The organism is Hanstruepera sp. CR43, from assembly GCF_055227665.1.
This window is the reverse complement of sequence record NZ_CP200078.1, coordinates 2,961,083-2,980,753: the sequence shown is the minus strand read 5'-3', so window position 1 is coordinate 2,980,753 and position 19,671 is coordinate 2,961,083. Positions and strand designations below refer to the sequence as shown.

General features: G+C 36.0%; 18 protein-coding genes. 12 read left to right on the top strand and 6 right to left on the bottom strand.

Annotated features, from left to right (window positions below; genetic code table 11):
• Positions 1-46: 46 nt before the first annotated feature.
• A complete protein-coding gene (gene glyA / locus ACKXGU_RS13665) occupies positions 47-1,318 on the bottom strand; it encodes a serine hydroxymethyltransferase (protein WP_463465827.1) in 1,272 nt (423 codons plus the stop codon).
• A 202-nt stretch (positions 1,319-1,520) separates the two neighbouring features.
• Here glyA and fahA point away from each other — a divergent pair, with 202 nt between their 5' ends.
• Complete coding sequence (fahA, locus tag ACKXGU_RS13660; protein WP_463465826.1) at positions 1,521-2,813, top strand: fumarylacetoacetase; 1,293 nt, start codon at positions 1,521-1,523, stop codon at positions 2,811-2,813.
• Positions 2,814-2,865: 52 nt separating this feature from the next.
• Positions 2,866-5,280: a hypothetical protein gene (locus ACKXGU_RS13655; RefSeq protein ID WP_463465825.1), complete on the top strand. Its 2,415-nt coding sequence runs from the start codon at positions 2,866-2,868 to the stop codon at positions 5,278-5,280.
• A gap of 176 nt (positions 5,281-5,456) precedes the next feature.
• On the opposite strand, the gene ACKXGU_RS13650 is transcribed toward ACKXGU_RS13655, so the two are convergent.
• From ACKXGU_RS13650 to ACKXGU_RS13635, 4 genes are all read right to left on the bottom strand, one after another.
• On the bottom strand, positions 5,457-7,280 hold the full coding sequence (locus ACKXGU_RS13650) for a M2 family metallopeptidase (RefSeq protein WP_463465824.1): 1,824 nt from the start codon (positions 7,278-7,280) through the stop codon (positions 5,457-5,459).
• An 86-nt stretch (positions 7,281-7,366) separates the two neighbouring features.
• A complete protein-coding gene (ytxJ, locus tag ACKXGU_RS13645) occupies positions 7,367-7,753 on the bottom strand; it encodes a bacillithiol system redox-active protein YtxJ (RefSeq protein ID WP_463465823.1) in 387 nt (128 codons plus the stop codon).
• A 65-nt stretch (positions 7,754-7,818) separates the two neighbouring features.
• Entirely contained in the window at positions 7,819-8,109 is a 291-nt protein-coding gene (locus ACKXGU_RS13640; RefSeq protein ID WP_463465822.1) for a chaperone modulator CbpM, read from the bottom strand.
• 1 nt (position 8,110) lies between these two features.
• A complete protein-coding gene (locus tag ACKXGU_RS13635; protein ID WP_463465821.1) occupies positions 8,111-9,031 on the bottom strand; it encodes a DnaJ C-terminal domain-containing protein in 921 nt (306 codons plus the stop codon).
• Between the two features lie 319 nt (positions 9,032-9,350).
• Here ACKXGU_RS13635 and clpB point away from each other — a divergent pair, with 319 nt between their 5' ends.
• The 7 genes from clpB to ACKXGU_RS13600 all read left to right on the top strand — a co-directional run bounded on the left by clpB (position 9,351) and on the right by ACKXGU_RS13600 (position 15,733).
• Positions 9,351-11,960: an ATP-dependent chaperone ClpB gene (gene clpB, locus ACKXGU_RS13630; protein ID WP_463465820.1), complete on the top strand. Its 2,610-nt coding sequence runs from the start codon at positions 9,351-9,353 to the stop codon at positions 11,958-11,960.
• A gap of 297 nt (positions 11,961-12,257) precedes the next feature.
• Positions 12,258-12,929 carry a deoxyribose-phosphate aldolase gene (gene deoC / locus ACKXGU_RS13625; protein WP_463465819.1) on the top strand — a complete coding sequence of 224 codons (672 nt, stop codon included), beginning with the start codon at positions 12,258-12,260 and terminating at the stop codon, positions 12,927-12,929.
• Positions 12,926-13,624, top strand: coding sequence for a purine-nucleoside phosphorylase (gene deoD, locus ACKXGU_RS13620; protein ID WP_463465818.1), 699 nt, complete (start codon positions 12,926-12,928; stop codon positions 13,622-13,624). Before deoC ends, deoD begins: the two co-directional genes overlap by 4 nt.
• A gap of 41 nt (positions 13,625-13,665) precedes the next feature.
• Positions 13,666-14,181 (top strand): phosphoglycerate mutase family protein, encoded by a 516-nt coding sequence (locus tag ACKXGU_RS13615; RefSeq protein ID WP_463465817.1) that lies wholly within the window; start codon positions 13,666-13,668, stop codon positions 14,179-14,181.
• A gap of 26 nt (positions 14,182-14,207) precedes the next feature.
• Positions 14,208-14,663, top strand: a complete 456-nt coding sequence (gene smpB / locus ACKXGU_RS13610; RefSeq protein ID WP_463465816.1) for an SsrA-binding protein SmpB — start codon at positions 14,208-14,210, stop codon at positions 14,661-14,663.
• An 11-nt stretch (positions 14,664-14,674) separates the two neighbouring features.
• Positions 14,675-15,202 (top strand): hypothetical protein, encoded by a 528-nt coding sequence (locus ACKXGU_RS13605; RefSeq protein WP_463465815.1) that lies wholly within the window; start codon positions 14,675-14,677, stop codon positions 15,200-15,202.
• A 12-nt stretch (positions 15,203-15,214) separates the two neighbouring features.
• A complete protein-coding gene (locus ACKXGU_RS13600; protein WP_463465814.1) occupies positions 15,215-15,733 on the top strand; it encodes a DUF1648 domain-containing protein in 519 nt (172 codons plus the stop codon).
• Here ACKXGU_RS13600 and ACKXGU_RS13595 read toward each other — a convergent pair.
• Positions 15,730-16,371 carry a protein-L-isoaspartate(D-aspartate) O-methyltransferase gene (locus tag ACKXGU_RS13595; RefSeq protein ID WP_463465813.1) on the bottom strand — a complete coding sequence of 214 codons (642 nt, stop codon included), beginning with the start codon at positions 16,369-16,371 and terminating at the stop codon, positions 15,730-15,732. The two genes, ACKXGU_RS13600 and ACKXGU_RS13595, sit on opposite strands and share 4 nt — an antisense overlap.
• Positions 16,372-16,528: 157 nt before the next feature.
• On the opposite strand from ACKXGU_RS13595, the gene ACKXGU_RS13590 reads away from it, so the two are divergent.
• From ACKXGU_RS13590 to ACKXGU_RS13580, 3 genes are read left to right on the top strand one after another with little or no spacing between them, the layout of a single operon-like run.
• Entirely contained in the window at positions 16,529-17,494 is a 966-nt protein-coding gene (locus ACKXGU_RS13590; protein WP_463467439.1) for a Gfo/Idh/MocA family protein, read from the top strand.
• A 41-nt stretch (positions 17,495-17,535) separates the two neighbouring features.
• Positions 17,536-18,426, top strand: coding sequence for a 3-hydroxyacyl-CoA dehydrogenase family protein (locus tag ACKXGU_RS13585; RefSeq protein ID WP_463465812.1), 891 nt, complete (start codon positions 17,536-17,538; stop codon positions 18,424-18,426).
• Positions 18,427-18,432: 6 nt separating this feature from the next.
• The gene (locus ACKXGU_RS13580; RefSeq protein ID WP_463465811.1) at positions 18,433-19,671 is read left to right on the top strand and encodes a DUF1015 domain-containing protein; all 1,239 of its coding nucleotides are present in this window, start codon (positions 18,433-18,435) and stop codon (positions 19,669-19,671) included.

Sequence of the window (19,671 nt, the reverse complement as noted above, 5' to 3'; positions counted from 1 at the left end):
AAAAAACCTGCTGATGAGCAGGTTTTTTTATATAGTCATTAAGCTATTAGACAAACAAGGGCAACCCTTCCATCATGGTATTTACCTTACTGGCTATTTGCTCTAATTTTGTATCATTCTCATAGTTTAATATCACTTCATCCACCAAGGCTACAATAGCCTCCATATCGGCTTCTTTTAATCCTCGTGTGGTAATTGCAGGCGTTCCTACTCGAATTCCGGAGGTTACAAATGGGCTCTTATCATCAAAAGGCACCATGTTTTTATTTACTGTGATTTCAGCTTTTACTAGAGCCTGCTCCGCATCTTTACCAGTGATGTTCTTATTTCGTAAATCAATTAACATCATGTGATTGTCTGTACCACCTGAAATAATATGATAGCCTCGCTTTACAAATGCTTCAGCCATAGCAGCGGCATTCTTCTTCACCTGTAACATATAATGTAAAAACTCATCCGTAAGTGCTTCACCAAAAGCCACAGCTTTAGCTGCAATAATATGTTCTAATGGACCGCCTTGATTCCCTGGAAACACTCCAGAATCCAACAATGAAGACATTTTACGTAAACTACCATTTTTCAAGGTCAATCCAAATGGATTATCAAAATCCTTACCCATCATAATCATACCACCTCTTGGACCACGTAAGGTCTTATGGGTAGTAGTCGTTACAATATGACAATGAGGTAACGGATCGTTCAAAATACCCTTAGCAATCAAACCTGCAGGATGCGAAATGTCAGCCAACAAAATGGCTCCAACCGAATCAGCTATCTCACGGAATCGTTTAAAGTCCATATCACGTGAATAAGCTGAAGCACCTGCAATTATTAATTTAGGTCTTTCTTTTTGTGCCATTATGGCAACATGATCGTAATCTATTAAACCTGTCTCCTTTTTAACACCATAAAAAACTGGATTGTATAATTTTCCTGAAAAGTTTACTGGTGAACCATGCGTTAAATGTCCACCATGAGACAAATCAAATCCTAGTATGGTATCTCCAGGTTTTAGGCAAGCAGCAAACACGGCAGTATTGGCTTGACTTCCTGAATGTGGCTGAACGTTGACATATTCAGCATTAAACAAGGCCTTGGCTCTGTCAATGGCCAATTGCTCAACCTCATCGACTACCTCACAGCCACCATAATAGCGTTTGCCTGGATAGCCTTCAGCATATTTATTAGTCAAAACCGAACCTGCAGCTTCCATCACCTGGTCACTAACAAAATTCTCCGATGCAATAAGTTCTATACCGTGAAGCTGACGCTCTTTTTCAGCCTCTATCAATTCAAAAATTTGTTCGTCGCGTTGCATAAATTTTGGTTATCGTTAAAATGAACCCAAAAATAACAAAACCATTAGTTTAATTATTCAAAAAACATATATTTACCTTAAGAAGTTTTGCACAGTTGTAAATAACTTCATCAGGCCTATATTTTATGTTTAAAATTAGTTTAAAAATAAAAAGTTATGTAGGTTTGACTAGATTTAACAACCATTAAACTAATAAAATACTATGCCACTTTCAGCCAACAATCCAGATAGAAAGTCTTGGTTACACGTCGATAAAAATTCCGATTTCCCAATTCAGAACATACCCTTTGGTGTGTTTTTAACACGCGATGATATCATTACCATTGGTACACGTATTGGTGATACAGCCATTGATTTGGGTGCCTTGCACCAATTGGGATATTTTGATGGTATTCCATTAACCGATGATATTTTCTTACAGGATTCCCTGAATGATTTTATTGCTGATGGTCGAAAAACCTGGCGTGCGGTGCGCAATCGTATTGCACAGATTTTTGATGCTGAAAACACGACGTTAAAAAACAACAAACAACATAAGGAAATTGTATTATTCCGTTTGGATGAAATTGAAATGCAGTTACCAGTTCAGGTTGGCGATTATACGGATTTTTACTCGAGTATTGAGCATGCTACCAATGTGGGTACTATGTTTCGTGATCCTGAAAATGCGTTAATGCCAAACTGGCTGCATATTCCTGTGGGTTATCATGGTAGAAGTAGTTCTATTATTCCATCAGGCATTCCCATCCACAGACCGCAAGGACAAACCCTTCCTGCTGGTAGTGACACACCTGTTTTTGGACCCAGTAAATTGGTGGATTTTGAATTGGAGATGGCTTTCATTACCACAGATGCAAACGACTTGGGTGAACCCATTCCTATTGAAGAGGCTGAAGAATATATTTTTGGACTGGTCTTATTTAACGATTGGTCAGCTCGTGATATCCAAAAATGGGAATATGTACCATTAGGACCATTTTTGGCAAAAAACTTTGCGTCATCCATTTCCCCATGGATTGTAACGTTAGACGCTTTAGAGCCATTTAGAGTAGCCGGTCCAAAACCCAAGAAACCGCAACTACCTTATTTGCAATACAAAGGAAAAAAGAGTTACGACATAAATTTAGAGGTTGCCATAAAACCTAAAAAAGCGAAAGAAACTGTGGTTAGCAACTCCAATTTTAAATATATGTACTGGAACATGTGCCAGCAATTGGCGCACCATACTGTTAACGGTTGCCCAGTAAATTCTGGAGACATGATGGGTAGTGGTACCATTTCTGGCCCAACACCTGATTCTTATGGTTCTATGCTTGAATTGACCTGGCGCGGTGAAAAACCACTAAAAATGACCGATGGTACGGAGCGTAAGTTCATCAATGATTTTGATACCGTTATCATGCGTGGACACTGCGAAAAAGACGGTACTCGAATTGGATTTGGTGAGGTTTCCACCCAATTATTACCTGTTTATAATCCTAAAAAAAGTAAGTAATCAAAAGATTATTTAATCCGCATTACAAACTTTTTAAACTCAAAACCCACATATGAGATTTTCGTCTTTTATAATTTGCTCCTTATTTACTATTGTTGTTTTCGGTCAAAAATCAGTTCAGGATAAAGCCGACAAACTTTTAAATGAAAATAACTTTCACCAATTCAAGGTTGAGAAATTTTTCTTGCACACGAATAAATCCACCTATTTTACCGGTGAAAAAATTTGGTTTAAAGCCTATATCGTTGATGACGACCTGAACACCCCTTTTTTACAGACTACAAATCTACATATCAATATCTATGGACCTGATAAGTCGCTTGTAGAAAGCAAGTTATTTTTTGTTGACAAAGGCACATGCTATGGTCAAATAGATTTACCAGAAGATCTTGAGTCTGGGACTTACTATCTAGAGTTGGACTCTGAATGGAATCGTAATTTTAAAGATGGAACCGTTTTTAAAGTTGAGATTAAGAATTTAAAACAGCTTAATGAAGAAACTGAAAATCAGCAAGTTGCCAGTAATCATATCTCTCAAAACAATACGAGCAACCAACCCATCATTACTTTTTTTCCTGAAAGCAACACCATGTTGAAGGACGTACAAAACATGGTAAGTTTTTCAACATCAAAAAACATTAGCGGCAAAATCATTAATTCCGTTTCAGGGGAAACAGTAGCCTCTTTAAGAAGTAACGATTATGGCATTGGTGCTTTTAAAGTAATGTATGACGCTCGTTTTTCAGCGGTACTAAATATTGATGATAAAGAAGTTCAAGTAGACCTTCCGAATGCAGTTGAAAAAGGATTTATAGTCCATAAACGAACCAGCAACTACAATTCCAAAACCATCAATTTTGAACTTAAAACAAATGGTCAGACTATTAAAGGTCTGGATGGTAAAAACCTTTTTGCAGTTCTTCACAGAAATGGCTCTGTAAAATCAGTCGCTCCTATCGAATTAAGTGAGGAAGTCATCAACTACCCCATAATTTTTTTAGCAAAGGACGTATTTAATGGCATTAACACCATAACCATCTTTAATGAACAAAATCAACCTGTTTCTGAACGTCATTTTTTCTGGGAAACCGGAAAGAATATCCCTTTAGAAGTAACCAAAGGACAGATGGCCAATGATTCCCTTAATATAAATTTCAGACTTGTTAACGACGAATTACCTGCTAATTTGAGCATTTCGGTGCTACCGAAACAAACCAAAGTTTATACAGACGATTACTCCATTTTATCATCATTCTTGATCAGTCCTTATATACAAGGAAATGGAGGATTTATTAATGATGATAAATTAAATAGCAGCTATTTAGATTTTTTACTGCAAACCCAAACCTTTCATCAAGCATTTCCTTATAAAAACAAATCCGATTTAATTTTTAAAAGTGAAAATGGCATTAGCATTAAAGGAAAAGTTAACACCGAAATCAACGATCCGGCAAAATATAGTGTCATGCTTACCTCCAAAGATAATAACATTCTGTTGGTACAACCTTTAAATAGTGATAAATCATTTGAATTCAATAATTTACTTTTAAGTTATCCCACGCAATATCAATTAGCCTTATTGAACAAAAAAGGAGAAATTGAAAAAGCTAAATTCTTTGTTTATAAAAACTATACAAACTATAAAAATAATCCCAAAATCAATCAACAAGATGATGTGGACAACAACCATATCACATCCCAAACTAATGAGTTATCGAATGAAGCATTTGATTTAAGCATGCCTCAATGGGGTGATGTTGAACAACTGGACGAAGTTGTCATTAAAGCTGACCGCATCAAAAGAGAGCAGGAAACCCAAAGAAAATTATCCAAATCAGGTGTACAAGGAGTAGGTTTTTCTAGGGTTTATAGAATTGATGACTCCAGTTACTCCAAAGGTGATATTTTGCAATATTTAAGAACCTTATCAGGGGTTACGGTCAAATACACCCAAGATAACACACCTTATCTCAACAACGAACGCTTCTTAAAAACTTTGAACAATACGGGTGATGCTCCGTTGACCATTATTTTAGACGGCACGCCTTTAGGTACCGACTTGAGCATTATAGAATTTAGAATGGCATCTGAATTTGAGTATGTTATAGTTAACCATCGTGGTGCGGGCTATGGAGCCTTATACCCAAAAGGAGTCATTAATTTTGTGACCAAAAAAGGGAGCGATGGTAAACCACCTGTTAGAGAAAATCCTGATATGCAACACAGTGCTACTGATTTTGGTTTCAGCATCCCAGAGTCACAGTTCCAAAATCCTTTTTTCCAATTCCCTACCTATAAATCAAAAGAAAACTTTAAAGCCTTGGATTGGGTTCCTAATTTTATAGTAGACCCAAATAAATTCAATACCCTAAAAGTTAATGTTGAAGATGCCAATGGCGTTAAGCTTATCATTAATGGCATGAATGATCAAGGTGCTTTATTCCACCAAGTGATTGACATGGATTAACCTTTTAGATAAAATTTTTGCAGCAGAAATAATTATAATTAAAAGAATACTCCCAATTTATCGATACAATAAATCAGATTTTGGGAGTGTTTTTTATTTCAGGATAATATCTCCTCTGCATTATCATTATCTATCTCAATTTTACAAATGCATTTTCAACAGGTATATTTAATCACCTATTGTAAAAGTGTTTCTGGCAAGGTATAGTTTCTACCCTGATTTTGCTCCTGCAAATAGGTCATTAAAGGTTCAAAGTAATCCAGCATAGGTTTCGCACTCATACCACTACCAATCTTGTTTTGCAAGAGTTCACGCCAGTCACAATTGGCACCCACTTCCAAAACTCCCTTTAAAAAGTCACCTACCTCTTGACTACCATAATAATTGGTGGCATGTGGATTTTGATTGAGGATGTTTTTGGCAATATGGTCATGGAACTGGAAGAGCAAAATATAAGACACTGCATAATCATAATATTGTGCAGCATCATTATTAATATGAGTTTTAGAGGCTGCATCGCAGTATTCCTCACTTCTATCAGTTGGTGGCACCATTCCTTGGTATTTTTTGGCCAATTCCCACCACTTGGCATTAAACTGATTAATGGGTAAATCTTCTGCATAAAGGGCATTTTCAAACTCGGTCATCACTCCTGCTGAAAACGGTAAAAACACTACATAATTTAAAGCTTCCTTTAATAAGTTTTGGGTTTCGTCAATCTGGGTGTTTGCCTCCACTAAACCTTTTTCAGCCAAAAATGGCTTTTGCATAGCTGCCAAGCCCAACAAACTACCAATAGCTTCATGATAGCCTCTATTGGCGCCATTACGTAACAAAGGCGGCACATTTGGATTGGTATAGGCCTGAAAATAATAGATATGACCCAATTCATGGTGGATGGTTTCATAATATTCGGCTGTGGGCTCCACACTCATTAGACAGCGTAAATCGTTTTCCAAGTCCATGTGCCAGGCTGATGCATGATTGTTCTTTTTATAAGTCACATCGGCTGGCAAAGGATACATACTACTTTTTTCATAAAAACTAGCTGGTAAGGCATTAAAACCAATACTCTTGTAGAAATTTTCACCTTCTTTCACAATCCATTCCGGTTGTTTGTCTTCCAAGGCTGCATCAATATCCAAGCCTTCAACATCTACCAAGGCACTCCAATCTTGTCCCCAGCGGTTTGGCAGCCAATGGGCAGGTAAATAATCAGGCACTTTCTGATTGTATTTTTTAGCTAGCTCATAACGCGCCCATGTATGAAGCTCTCGATATAATGGCCAGACTTCTTGCACCATTTGATTCATTTCTTTCAGCATTTCCTTTCGGGTCATACCATAATCCGATACCTGGTAACTGAAGTAATCATCATAGCCCAATGCTTGAACTGTTTCGTTTCGTAAGATTTTTAAGTTGTTAAGGCCTTCTTTAAGGTCCTTACCAACAGCTTTTGAGCTTTCCCAATGCGACAAGCGCTCCTTTAAATCAGATGATTCCCGCAAGACGGCATCTATCTCCCCAGTAGTCACTGAATTACCATCTACTTGGAAATCATATCCGAACAAAGTTTCATTTTGGGCATTTTCAAATGTAATTCGTTTAGAAACCATGTCAGAAACGGTTTGTGGATTATTGGCCGCCATATATAAAATGGTGTTCAATTGACGAACCTGCACGATATCTAAACTGTCCTTTTTTTCTAAATACTTTCGAGTTTGCTCAATGTTTTCAATACTCCCCGTAAATTTTGCTAATGCTTCATTGGCCTTTTGGACTATTTCGGCATTGGAATTGTCACCAGCAACAATGTGGGTATTGGATTCCCATTCAGCCAACGACGACTGATAATACAACTGTTTATACTTATCATTGTAGACTTTTAAAAAGTCATTGACCTCGTTTTTTAAAGCATTAGAAATTTCAACTTGCTGGTGATCATTTTTACATCCAGCAACCAAAAATAGCATAGCAAGAAACAGAATTGTGTTTTTCATTTCAGGAGTTTTTCAATTAGACTGCTGAAATTACAAAAAATAGCTGGATTTTGATGTTAATGTGGTTTGAGATTATTTATAAATTCCTAAACAAATTGTCGTAATGACATCGTATTGATAGCACCATGACTGACATGTGCTACCGTAAAACCATTTTTAATGACCAATAATTGTGGTGACTCATGCATGACCTGAAACTTATAGCTAATTTCATTCGACACATCTCTATAGGACAATAAATCCACATAATATAAATCCAGATCTTTTTCAGTAAACTGATAATTTTCAATAAACTGATTCATGACCATTCTGCTGATACCACAGCGCGTAGAATGTTTAAAAATTACTTGGGTTTTAGTTTTGGATTTTTCGGTTATATGATTTAGCTGCTGGGTGTCATTTAATGGAATCCAAGGTAATTGCTTCGTTTCTTTGGGGTCTGTAGATCCAAATAGTTTATTTAGTATTCCCATAATAAGTCATCATTTCATCAATTATTTTAAATAGGTCGTTTACATTTCAAAATCTTACACTCAAACTACTCATAAATATGAAGCCTGTTCTGTAATTTTCTGACTTCATTCTGCAGGGCCTCCATTCTATCCAGCATATTCTTAATAACTTCTATACCTTCCATATTTATATCCAAGTCATAATGCAATCGGATAATTTTTTCCATACGAGGCATCTCGTCAGCTATTATGAATTTTTGGGAATTTTTAATAACAAATGATACCAATTGATAGTTTTCTACTTGATTTATAAAAGTTTCATCAAGTTGATGATGTATCATAATTTCGTTCACGCTTACCAATACTTTATCTTTCATATCAACCTAATTTAGAGAGTTTTACAAATAATTCTCGTTGTTCATTTGTTAATTTTTTTGGTATCTCAACCTTAAATGTCACATACAAATCTCCAAACTGACCTTCTTTTTTATAGACCGGAAAACCTTTTCCTTTAAGTCTTACTTTAGTGTCATTTTGCGTACCTTCTTTCACCTTTAGCTTCACCTTACCAGTAAAGGTGTTGATATGTACATCGCCACCCAAAACAGCCGTGTAAAGATCTATGGTTTCTTCAGTATACAAATTAGCACCATCTCGTTTAAAGTTTCTATCTGGTAAAATATCGAAGGTAATATATAAATCGCCTTTAGGTCCACCATTGACACCCTCGCCACCATAACCATTTATTTTTATGGTCTGACCATTTTCAACACCAGCTGGGATGGTTAATCGGATGTTTTTACCATTGACGGTCAGCACTTGTTTTTGGGAAGTGTAAACATCCTTTAAATGTAGTTGTAAAGTGGCATTAAAATCCTGACCCCGAAACTTCACCGATCCACCTTGAGAACCTCGTGTCCCTCTGGCTCCACCAAACATGGAATTAAAAAAATCAGAAAAATCAGCTTCATCAAAATCTTCTGACGAATAACGCTGGTAAGTTCCTCCGCGTTGACCTCCAAAACCACCTCCTTGGTGAGCACCTTGTCTTTTGGCTTCCTCAAAAGCATCAGCATGTTGCCAATCCTTACCATATTGGTCATATTTTTTACGTTTTTCTGGGTCACTTAAAACTTCGTTCGCTTCATTGACTTGTTGAAATTTCTTTTGAGCCGCATCGTCATTGGGGTTGACATCGGGATGATATTTCCGTGCTAACTTCCTGTAGGTCTTTTTAATATCAGTTTGGGAAGCTGACTTATCGACTCCTAAAATTTTATAATAATCAATAAAATCCATAGCATTCTCTAATATTTAGTGTAAAAGATTCTTTATTCTGATTAATTGTTACTGTCACTTAAAATTGGTGCAAGTAATTTAAAGATACGAATTATTCATAATCAAAATTGTTACCAAAGTTACTAATCCACAGAATAAATTCACATCGTAAGAGTGTTAATCCTTAATAATTAATCAAACTTAATTCAATAATCAAAACTGACGAAAAGTCACTAAATATAAGCCTCAAGCAGACATTTTGTCTTACGATTTAAAGTGGTAGGATAATTGACATTGATCTCATAAACAACGCAACATTATTAAGAAAAAAAATAAATCAATGAACTTTAACAATTATACTATAAAATCGCAAGAGGCTATTCAGCAAGCACAACAGCTTGCTCAAAGCTTCGAGAATCAACAAATAGAAAACGAGCATATTTTTAAGGCTCTTTTCAATGTTGATGAAAACGTATTACCTTTTCTTTTAAAGAAACTGAATGTCAATGTGAATACTTTAGAATTAGCATTAGATAAGCAAATTGAGAGTTATCCTAAAGTATCAGGTGGTGATATTATGTTATCACGTGAGGCTAGTAAAACTTTAAATGAGGCATCCATCATTGCCAAAAAAATGAAAGATGAATACGTTTCTGTTGAGCATTTAATACTTGCTGTTTTTAAATCCAATAGCAAAGTAGCTCAAATGCTTAAAGACCAAGGGGTCACTGAAAAAGCTTTAACTGCCGCTATTGAAGAATTGCGTAAAGGAGACCGTGTGACATCCCAAAGTCAAGAAGAAACCTATAATGCTTTAGGCAAATATGCCAAGAACCTCAATCAGTTAGCTCGAGATGGTAAACTAGATCCTGTTATTGGACGTGATGAGGAGATAAGACGTATTTTACAAATCTTGTCACGTAGAACCAAAAACAATCCTATTCTGGTTGGTGAACCAGGCACAGGAAAAACAGCCATAGCAGAAGGCTTGGCCCATAGAATTATAGATGGTGATGTCCCCGAAAATTTGAAGGAAAAACAAATTTTCGCTTTAGATATGGGAGCACTTATTGCTGGTGCCAAATACAAAGGTGAGTTTGAAGAGCGCCTGAAAGCTGTTATCAAAGAAGTGACTACGAGCGAGGGAGACATTGTGCTCTTTATTGATGAAATTCATACGCTAGTAGGCGCTGGTGGCGGACAAGGCGCTATGGATGCAGCTAATATTTTAAAGCCAGCTTTGGCAAGAGGTGAATTGCGTGCCATTGGCGCCACGACACTAGACGAATACCAAAAGTATTTTGAAAAGGATAAAGCATTGGAGCGTCGTTTCCAAAAGGTAACAGTCAATGAACCAGACACAGAAAGCGCTATTTCAATATTGCGTGGCATCAAGGAGAAATATGAAACTCACCATAAGGTTCGTATTAAGGATGAAGCCATTATTGGTGCTGTAGAATTATCAGAGCGCTACATCACCAATCGTTTTCTGCCTGACAAGGCTATTGACTTAATGGATGAAGCAGCTTCAAAATTACGCATGGAGATCAATTCCAAACCAGAAGAACTGGACGTTTTAGATCGTAAGATCATGCAATTGGAAATCGAGATTGAGGCTATCAAACGCGAAAAAGATGAAGCTAAATTAAAATCATTGCGGTCTGAACTGGCGAATTTGAAAGAAGAACGGAATGAAATAAACGCGAAGTGGAAAAGTGAAAAGGAAGTGGTTGATAATATACAATTGACCAAATCAAATATTGAAAACTTCAAACTGGAAGCCGAGCGTGCCGAGCGTGAAGGCGATTACGGTAAAGTAGCTGAAATCCGCTATGGCAAAATAAAAGAAGCCCAAGAAAATTTGGAAAAGCTTCAAAAGGAATTACAGGAAAATCAAAGTGGCAGTTCACTTATCAAAGAGGAAGTTACCTATGATGATATCGCTGAAGTGGTGGCTAAATGGACAGGCATTCCGGTAACTAAAATGCTGCAAAGTGAGCGTGAAAAACTATTGAAGCTAGAAGATGAATTGCATAAACGTGTGGTTGGCCAAGAAGAAGCTATAGAAGCCGTGAGTGATGCCGTAAGACGAAGCCGATCTGGTTTACAAAATCCTCAAAAACCTATTGGAACCTTTTTGTTCTTGGGTACAACGGGAGTTGGTAAAACGGAGTTAGCAAAAGCCCTGGCAGAATACCTGTTTGACGATGAGAATGCCATGACACGAATCGATATGAGTGAGTATCAAGAGCGTCATGCTGTTAGCCGTTTGGTTGGTGCGCCTCCTGGTTATGTTGGTTATGATGAAGGTGGTCAATTAACAGAAGCTGTTAGACGTAAGCCGTATTCTGTAGTATTATTGGATGAAATCGAAAAAGCTCATCCTGATACATTTAATATCTTATTACAAGTTTTGGATGAAGGCCGCTTAACTGACAATAAAGGTCGTATTGCCGATTTTAAAAACACCATTATTATTATGACCTCTAATATGGGCAGCCAAATTATCCAGGAGCGCTTTGATGCGACTAAAGATATTGATGCTGCAATGGAAGCCGCAAAAATAGATGTATTAGCCTTATTAAAACAATCGGTTAGACCCGAGTTTTTAAACCGTATTGATGATACTATCATGTTTACACCTCTAACTAAGGAGAACATTAAAGATATTGTTGGTTTACAATTAAAAGGTGTTACCAAAATGATTGCAAAACAAGGCATCACATTCGATGCTACTCCAGAAGCCATTGAATATCTGGCTGAAAAAGGTTACAACCCAGAATATGGCGCTCGACCTGTTAAACGTGTTATACAAAAAGAAGTACTCAACCAGTTAAGTAAAGAGATTTTATCTGGCCGAGTGACAACCGATAGCATTATACTTCTAGATGCTTTTGACGATAGATTGGTGTTTAGAAATCAAGGGGATCTAGTAACTGAAGAAATTTAATGAAACGACGTAATAAATTGTAAACTATTCCGTTTTCATTAATAGTTGGTTAGTTAGTTTGAAAGCAATGCAAATCTTTTAATTAAGAAGCGCATTGCTTTTTTTTATTGAAACGTTAAATAAAGCCTAAATTCAATCCAATATTTTATCAAAATCGTACTTATATAAACAAATATGTAATAAATTCATATTCAATAAATTGAAAAAAAACGCTTACCGTTCGTCTAAAATTTGCTTAAAAATGCAATAAAACGTGCAGTTTATCGTATTTTTACAACATCTTAACCTACATTTACTATGAAAATTAATAATTATATAGACCATACGCTTCTGAAACCTTCTGCGAGCCAAAAGGATATCAAAAATTTATGCGCAGAAGCCAAAAAGTATCGGTTTTATTCAGTTTGTGTTAACGGGTCCTATGTTGCCTTTGCTAAACAGCTGGTGTCAAAATCCAATGTCAAAGTTTGTACCGTAGTTGGATTTCCATTGGGAGCTTGCACAACAGAAACGAAAGTTTTTGAAGCTAAACAAGCCGTAGCATCAGGAGCTGATGAAATTGATATGGTTATGAATATTGGAATGTTGAAAAGTGAAAATTTTGTTAGTGTCTATAAAGATATTAGAGACGTTAAGTTAGCCATTGGAAAAATTCCTTTAAAGGTCATCATTGAGATTAGCGAACTATCAAAAAACGAAATAGTAAAAGCATCACAAATATGTGTGGATGCTAAAGCTGATTTTGTAAAGACCTCAACTGGATTTGCAAAGAGTGGCGCGACATTAACAGCAGTGAAAATGATCAAAAAGACAGTTAAAAATCAAGCCAAGATTAAAGCATCTGGTGGTATTAAAGATTTGGAAACTGCAAAAAAATATATAGATTTGGGAGCCGATAGAATTGGCACCTCTTCTGGTGTCAATATGGTATCAGAAAGTAAAACACTATATCAAGAACCTGCAGCGTGAGCGTACATATTGAAGCAAAAAAAGGCGATATTGCCGAAACCATCTTATTACCTGGCGATCCACTTCGAGCTAAATGGATTGCCGAAACATTTTTAGAAAACCCCGTTTGCTTCAACAAAATACGTAATATGTTTGGATACACAGGTACTTACAACGGAAATCGTATATCAGTTATGGGAACTGGAATGGGCGTACCCAGTATCTCTATTTATGCCCATGAATTAATCAATGAGTTTGATGTTAAAAACCTGATTCGAGTCGGAAGTGCTGGATCTTATCAAGAACATGTGAAAGTACGCGATATTGTTTTAGCTATGGCTGCCTCTTCTAATTCTGGAGTTAATGAATTACGTTTTGGAGGTGCTGATTATGCGCCTACAGCAGATTTTGGTTTGTTTCAAAAAGCCGTTGAGGCCGCAAAAGCCAAAAATATCCCTTTGAAAGCTGGAAACGTTTTTACTTCGGATGAATTTTACGCCGATAATTTTGAATCCTATAAAAAATGGTCCAAATTCGGTATTCTTTGTGTAGAAATGGAAACTGCCGGATTATATACGGTTGCAGCAAAACATAATGTGCACGCACTGTCCATTTTAACCATTTCAGATTCTTTGGTTACTGGAGAGCGCACCACCAGTCAAGAGCGTGAATCCACTTTTAGGGAAATGATTGAAATTGCTTTAGAACTGGCTTAAACGAGCCATTATTTGGTATCTTTATTGCAAATCATAACTACATGAAGTATTTGTTTTCATTTGTTATTCTAATGGCATTCACATTTAAATCTCAAGCTCAAAACACCTTAAGCGAAGGCATTACTACTTTTTATCTCATTCGTCATGCTGAAAAAGATCGAAGTGACCCAAGCAACAAAAACCCTCATTTGACTAAAAAAGGGCATGAAAGGGCACAGCACTGGAGTAACATCCTAAAACATGTGAAATTTGATGCCATTTATTCAACTGATTTTCATAGAACTCAAGAAACTGCTATGCCTTTGGCAAATAACAATCACTTGGAGATCATGATTTATAACCCAAAACAATTGGATATTCAGTCTTTTAAAAATGCAAATAAAGGAAAAAATGTACTTATTGTAGGCCATAGCGACACAACACCATCTTTAGTTAATAAACTAATAGACACTGACAAATATGACGATATCGATGACCTCAACAATGGCCAATTATATATCGTTACCATGTCTGAAAAACACACTACAGATGTCCTTTTAGAAATTAATTTCCAGTAGTAACTTAATTGGTTACCTTTGACCTTATGCAGAAAAAGATTAACATACTTAATAAAAAAGCTAAATTTCAATACGAAATTCTAGATAAGTATACCGCTGGAATTGTTTTGACAGGTACAGAAATAAAATCGATTCGAAACAGTAAAGCCTCTATTGCCGAAAGTTTTTGCGAATTTAACGATCGTGGCGAGCTGTTCGTTATCAATATGACCATAGAAGAATATCTATATGGAACCTATTACAATCACAAACCCAAGGCCGAACGTAAATTGTTGCTTAATAAACGGGAACTAAAAAAATTAGAAAAGGAAGTCCAAAATACCGGTTTAACCATTATTCCGTTACGGTTGTTTATTAATGAAAAAGGGTTCGCCAAAATGGATATCGCCCTGGCCAAAGGTAAAAAGCTTTATGATAAACGCGAAACCATAAAAGACCGAGAAAACAAAGTTCGTTTGGATAGAATAAAGAAAAACTACTAATCATAATCACCATGAAAAAAACACTAATTCTTTCAGTCATTCTATTAGCTACATCAATCACTACTGCGCAAGACAAAACCATTATGTATGCTGATAATGTATCTACTTTAGACGCTACAATTAAAACATTATATCAAGTTATTTCAGGTGACAAGGGAGAAGAACGAAATTGGGATTTATTTAAATTTTTATTTCATCCAGATGCTAAATTAATTCCAACGGGGAGAAACCAAGAAGGTAAATACCTTGCCAGATATATGACTCCAAGTGATTATATTAAATCTTCAGGTAAATGGTTAGTTGAAAACGGATTCCACGAAGTGGAAATCAATAGAACCACTGACTCTTTCGGACAAATTACTCAAGTGTTCAGCACCTATGAATCCTATCACAATAAAACAGACGAAAAACCTTTTATGCGTGGCATCAATAGTATTCAACTTTTGAATGATGGAACTCGCTGGTGGGTCATAAACATTTATTGGAAACAGGAAACCGCTGATAATCCCATACCAGAAACCTACTTACCAAAAGAATAAATTCGTCATTGTATGTTTTATGACGACAGACCAAGATTAACCCTAGTAAAATCACAAACAGATTTATTCCTCGAATACTTGACTTGGGGATTAATTTTTTGCTCGTTAATTTATACCATTATCCATTATAGCCGTTTACCTGAAAATATACCTATGCACTTCAATTATTCTGGAAAAGTGACCCGCTATGGCGGTAAAGATTCTATTTGGGCATTAAACATAATTGGTTTCCTTGTAGTTTATGGCGGTTTTTATTTGAATAAGTTTCCACACATTTTCAATTACCCGCAAAAAATTACACCAGAAAATGCTGAAAAATTCTATTCAGATGCAACAAAAATGATACGGTGTCTAAACCTATGTATAGCCTTTTTGTTTTCAATAATAAGTTTTGAAATAATAAACATAGCGATGGATATTTCTAAAAAAATTAATCCTGCTATTAATTACATGATTATCATTTTAATAATTGGTATGACTGTTTTTCCAATAGTCTATATTTTTAAAAATCTAGGCACTTATAAGAGTTAATTTTTATCCTCCAAAAGAGGTACAAACCGGAATTCACCAAACTCATGTTTTTCAAACTCCTTAAGACCCTTTCTAATATAAAGGGTCATCGTTTGAACAGCATCACCTACTGGAATAACCAGTCGACCACCAACAGCCAATTGACCTAAAAGTGGTTTGGGCACAAAAGGTGCACCTGCAGTTACAATGATACCTTTAAAGGGAGCTTCTTCTTTTAATCCTTGATAACCATCTCCAAAAATTAATTTTTTCGCCCTATAGCCTAATTTTGGCAAAAATTTACTCGTTTTCTTAAACAATTCGTTTTGTCTTTCAATACTAAAAACTTGCGCTCCTAATTCACATAAAACAGCTGTTTGATAACCGCTTCCGGTGCCTATTTCTAATATTTTGTCACCTTTTTCCACTTGCAATAATTCTGTTTGAAAAGCTACGGTATAAGGTTGTGAAATGGTTTGATCGGCAGCAATGGGAAACGCCTTATCTTGATAGGCATGATCCAAAAAACCGGAATCCATAAACAAATGTCTTGGTATTTTGCCAATGGCTTGCAAAACATTTTTATCCTTAATTCCTTTGGCTTCAATCGTCTTGACTAATTTTTGACGCATGCCTTTGTGCTTAAAAGTATCTTTCAATGGGTGCCTTTTTTGATGGTTAAAATTAATCAAACATTTTGACCCTAAAAATTAAAAATTGACCATTTTTTTATCGAAACTGACTAGCCGGATTTTATGCCCTAATTCATGCAAAAAAATGGTTAAAAACCTTATTTTTGTTGAAAACGAAAATACGATGATAAAAGCTGGTGTTCTTGGTGCTGGTCATCTTGGAAAAATACATTTGCGATTACTGCAACAGTCTGATAAATATGAATTGGTTGGATTTTATGATGCTGATGAAGCTAATGCCAAAAAAGTAGAAGCCGAATTTGGTTATAAATACTACTCCTCTATTGATGATTTAATTCAGGCTGTCGATATGGTGGATATTGTAACGCCTACCCTTTCGCACTATGATTGTGCAAAAAAAGCCATTGCACATGGTAAGCACATATTTATTGAGAAGCCTATCACGAATACAGTAGAAGAAGCCGAAGAAATAAGAGAGCTGTTAGCGCAGCATAATATTCGCGGACAAGTTGGTCATGTGGAACGTTTTAATCCTGCCTTCATAGCTGTCAGGGATAAAATTGAAAATCCCATGTTTATCGAAACGCATCGATTGGCCGAATTTAATCCCAGAGGAACTGATGTCCCAGTTGTATTGGATTTAATGATTCATGATATTGACATTATTTTGAGCGTGGTTAAATCTAAAGTCAAGCAGGTTTCTGCCAGCGGTGTATCAGTAATCAGTGATACTCCTGATATTGCCAATGCACGCATAGAATTTGAAAATGGCTGTGTTGCTAATCTAACCGCCAGTAGAATTTCATTAAAGAATATGCGAAAAACACGTTTCTTTCAAAGAGATGCTTACATCTCAGTGGACTTTTTAGAAAAGAAATGTGAAGTAGTTAAAATGAAAGATGCTCCAGAAGTACCTGGTGATTTTGATATGGTGCTTCAAAATGCTGAAGGCGTCAAAAAACAAATTTATTTTGATAATCCTGAAGTAGCTGCAAACAATGCTATTTTAGATGAATTGGAAACCTTTGCCGAAGCCATCACAAATAATACCAAACCAGTAGTAACCTTACATGATGGTACGGAAGCCCTTCGCGTTGCTACGATGATTATCAATCAATTTATAAACTAAATAAAACAAATAACCACAACTCGTGGAAAAATTCTTTTAATATGAAAAATGTAGCTGTTATTGGAGCAGGAACAATGGGAAATGGTATTGCACACACCTTTGCCCAAAACGGATTTAAAGTGCAATTAATTGACATTAGTGAAGCCTCCCTAAAGAGAGGTATGGATACCATTGCCAAAAATTTGGATCGCATGGTAGCCAAAGAAAAAATAACAGAATCTCAAAAAGATGAGACTCTTGGAAACATCACCACATTTACAAGTATCACAGAAGGTGTTGAATATGCCAGTTTGGTAGTAGAAGCTGCTACTGAAAATGTGGATTTGAAATTAAACATCTTCAAACAATTAGATGAGGCTTGTCCAGATGATACCATTTTGGCCACCAACACCTCCTCAATCTCTATTACCCAGATTGGTGCTGTTACATCCAGACCTGATATGGTCATTGGCATGCATTTTATGAATCCTGTGCCCATTATGAAATTGGTTGAGATTATTAGAGGCTACAACACAAGTGATGACGTAACCAATACGATTATGGATTTATCAAAACAGTTAGGTAAAGTTCCGGTAGAAGTTAATGATTATCCAGGGTTTGTTGCCAATAGAATCTTAATGCCTATGTTAAATGAATCTATTGAAACCCTTTACAATGGTGTAGCTGGTGTCAAAGAAATAGACACGGTTATGATGTTGGGTATGGCTCATCCTATGGGACCACTGCAATTGGCTGATTTTATAGGATTAGATGTTTGTCTGTCTATTTTAAATGTCATGTACGAAGGATTCAAAAATCCAAAATATGCACCTTGTCCTTTATTGGTTAATATGGTACGAGCTGGTAAATTGGGTGTAAAATCTGGCGAAGGGTTTTATGATTACTCTGAAAGTAGAAAAGCTGAAACCGTAGCAAAGCAATTTTCTAAATAAAATAGTTTGGCTAAAATCATTCCTTTTAAAGCCGTACGTCCAACCAGGGATAAAGTGAGTCTGGTTGCTTCACGATCTTACCAAACTTATACCCAAGCCGAACGGGAAGCCCGTCTGGATTACAACCCGTTTTCATTTTTACATATTGTAAATCCAGGTTACAAATACGATCGCGAAATAACTGGTGTTGAACGTTATCAGCTAGTTAGAAATCGCTACATGGAGTTTAAAGAGGATGACATTTTTATTAAAGACCCAACAGCTTGTTATTACGTCTATAAAATTGTTGATAGAGACAATCAGGAATTCAACGGCATTATTGCTGCTGCAAGCGCTGAAGATTATGAAAATAATATTATTCGAAAGCACGAAGACACATTAGCTTATAAAGAAATTATTTTTAAGGATTATCTGAAAACCGTAGGGTTTAATGCCGAACCTGTATTACTTACCTATCCAGACAATCAGGTAATAGACACCATTATTGGGGAAGTCCAACAAGAACGTGCAGAATTTGAATTTACGACGACCTATCGCGACACACATTATCTGTGGCTGATCGAAAACAAAAATTCCATTGATATTATTCAAAAAGAATTTGAAGACATGTCAACCATTTACATAGCTGATGGTCATCATCGTTCAGCATCTTCTTATTTATTATATAAGGATGAAAAATCTCAAAATCCACATCATTCTGGAAAAGAAACCTACAATTATTTTATGAGTTATTTAATTCCGGAATCGGATTTAAGAATCCATGAATTTAATAGATTGGTTAAAGATTTAAATGGTTTGACAAAAGAAGAATTTCTAATAAAATTAGATACCATCTATCGAATAGAAAATCGTGGTAAAATGCCTTATAAGCCATCTAAAAAGCATCATTTTAGCATGTATCTAGATGGTGAATTCTACTCACTGTATCTTCGAAAATCGCTATATTCCTTTGAAACATCTTTAGATGCATTAGACGCACAAATCCTTTTTAAAACCATTTTGGAACCCATATTGGGCATTACTGATTTACGTAACGATTTACGTATAATGTACAGTAATGGCAAAAAAGATGTGGTTAACGTAAAAAGTCAGGTTGATAGTGGTGCTTTTGCCGTTGGCTTTGGTATGATTCCTGTAAATATTAATGAGATGAAGCAAATAGCTGATGATGGCCTAAAAATGCCCCCAAAATCTACTTTCATTGAACCCAAGTTACGAAGTGGCGTAACCATATATGAGTTTTAA

What these genes read in the sequence shown, in the direction of transcription:
- ACKXGU_RS13585 (WP_463465812.1), top strand. Translation starts at nt 17,536, where the DNA reads ATGAAAAATGTAGCTGTTATTGGAGCAGGAACAATGGGAAATGGTATT.
- ACKXGU_RS13605 (WP_463465815.1), top strand. Translation starts at nt 14,675, where the DNA reads ATGAAAAAAACACTAATTCTTTCAGTCATTCTATTAGCTACATCAATC.
- smpB (WP_463465816.1), top strand. Translation starts at nt 14,208, where the DNA reads ATGCAGAAAAAGATTAACATACTTAATAAAAAAGCTAAATTTCAATAC.
- ytxJ (WP_463465823.1), bottom strand. Translation starts at nt 7,753, where the DNA reads ATGGGAATACTAAATAAACTATTTGGATCTACAGACCCCAAAGAAACG.
- clpB (WP_463465820.1), top strand. Translation starts at nt 9,351, where the DNA reads ATGAACTTTAACAATTATACTATAAAATCGCAAGAGGCTATTCAGCAA.
- ACKXGU_RS13640 (WP_463465822.1), bottom strand. Translation starts at nt 8,109, where the DNA reads ATGAAAGATAAAGTATTGGTAAGCGTGAACGAAATTATGATACATCAT.
- ACKXGU_RS13615 (WP_463465817.1), top strand. Translation starts at nt 13,666, where the DNA reads ATGAAGTATTTGTTTTCATTTGTTATTCTAATGGCATTCACATTTAAA.
- fahA (WP_463465826.1), top strand. Translation starts at nt 1,521, where the DNA reads ATGCCACTTTCAGCCAACAATCCAGATAGAAAGTCTTGGTTACACGTC.
- ACKXGU_RS13590 (WP_463467439.1), top strand. Translation starts at nt 16,529, where the DNA reads ATGATAAAAGCTGGTGTTCTTGGTGCTGGTCATCTTGGAAAAATACAT.
- glyA (WP_463465827.1), bottom strand. Translation starts at nt 1,318, where the DNA reads ATGCAACGCGACGAACAAATTTTTGAATTGATAGAGGCTGAAAAAGAG.
- ACKXGU_RS13655 (WP_463465825.1), top strand. Translation starts at nt 2,866, where the DNA reads ATGAGATTTTCGTCTTTTATAATTTGCTCCTTATTTACTATTGTTGTT.
- deoC (WP_463465819.1), top strand. Translation starts at nt 12,258, where the DNA reads ATGAAAATTAATAATTATATAGACCATACGCTTCTGAAACCTTCTGCG.
- ACKXGU_RS13650 (WP_463465824.1), bottom strand. Translation starts at nt 7,280, where the DNA reads ATGAAAAACACAATTCTGTTTCTTGCTATGCTATTTTTGGTTGCTGGA.
- ACKXGU_RS13635 (WP_463465821.1), bottom strand. Translation starts at nt 9,031, where the DNA reads ATGGATTTTATTGATTATTATAAAATTTTAGGAGTCGATAAGTCAGCT.
- ACKXGU_RS13600 (WP_463465814.1), top strand. Translation starts at nt 15,215, where the DNA reads ATGTTTTATGACGACAGACCAAGATTAACCCTAGTAAAATCACAAACA.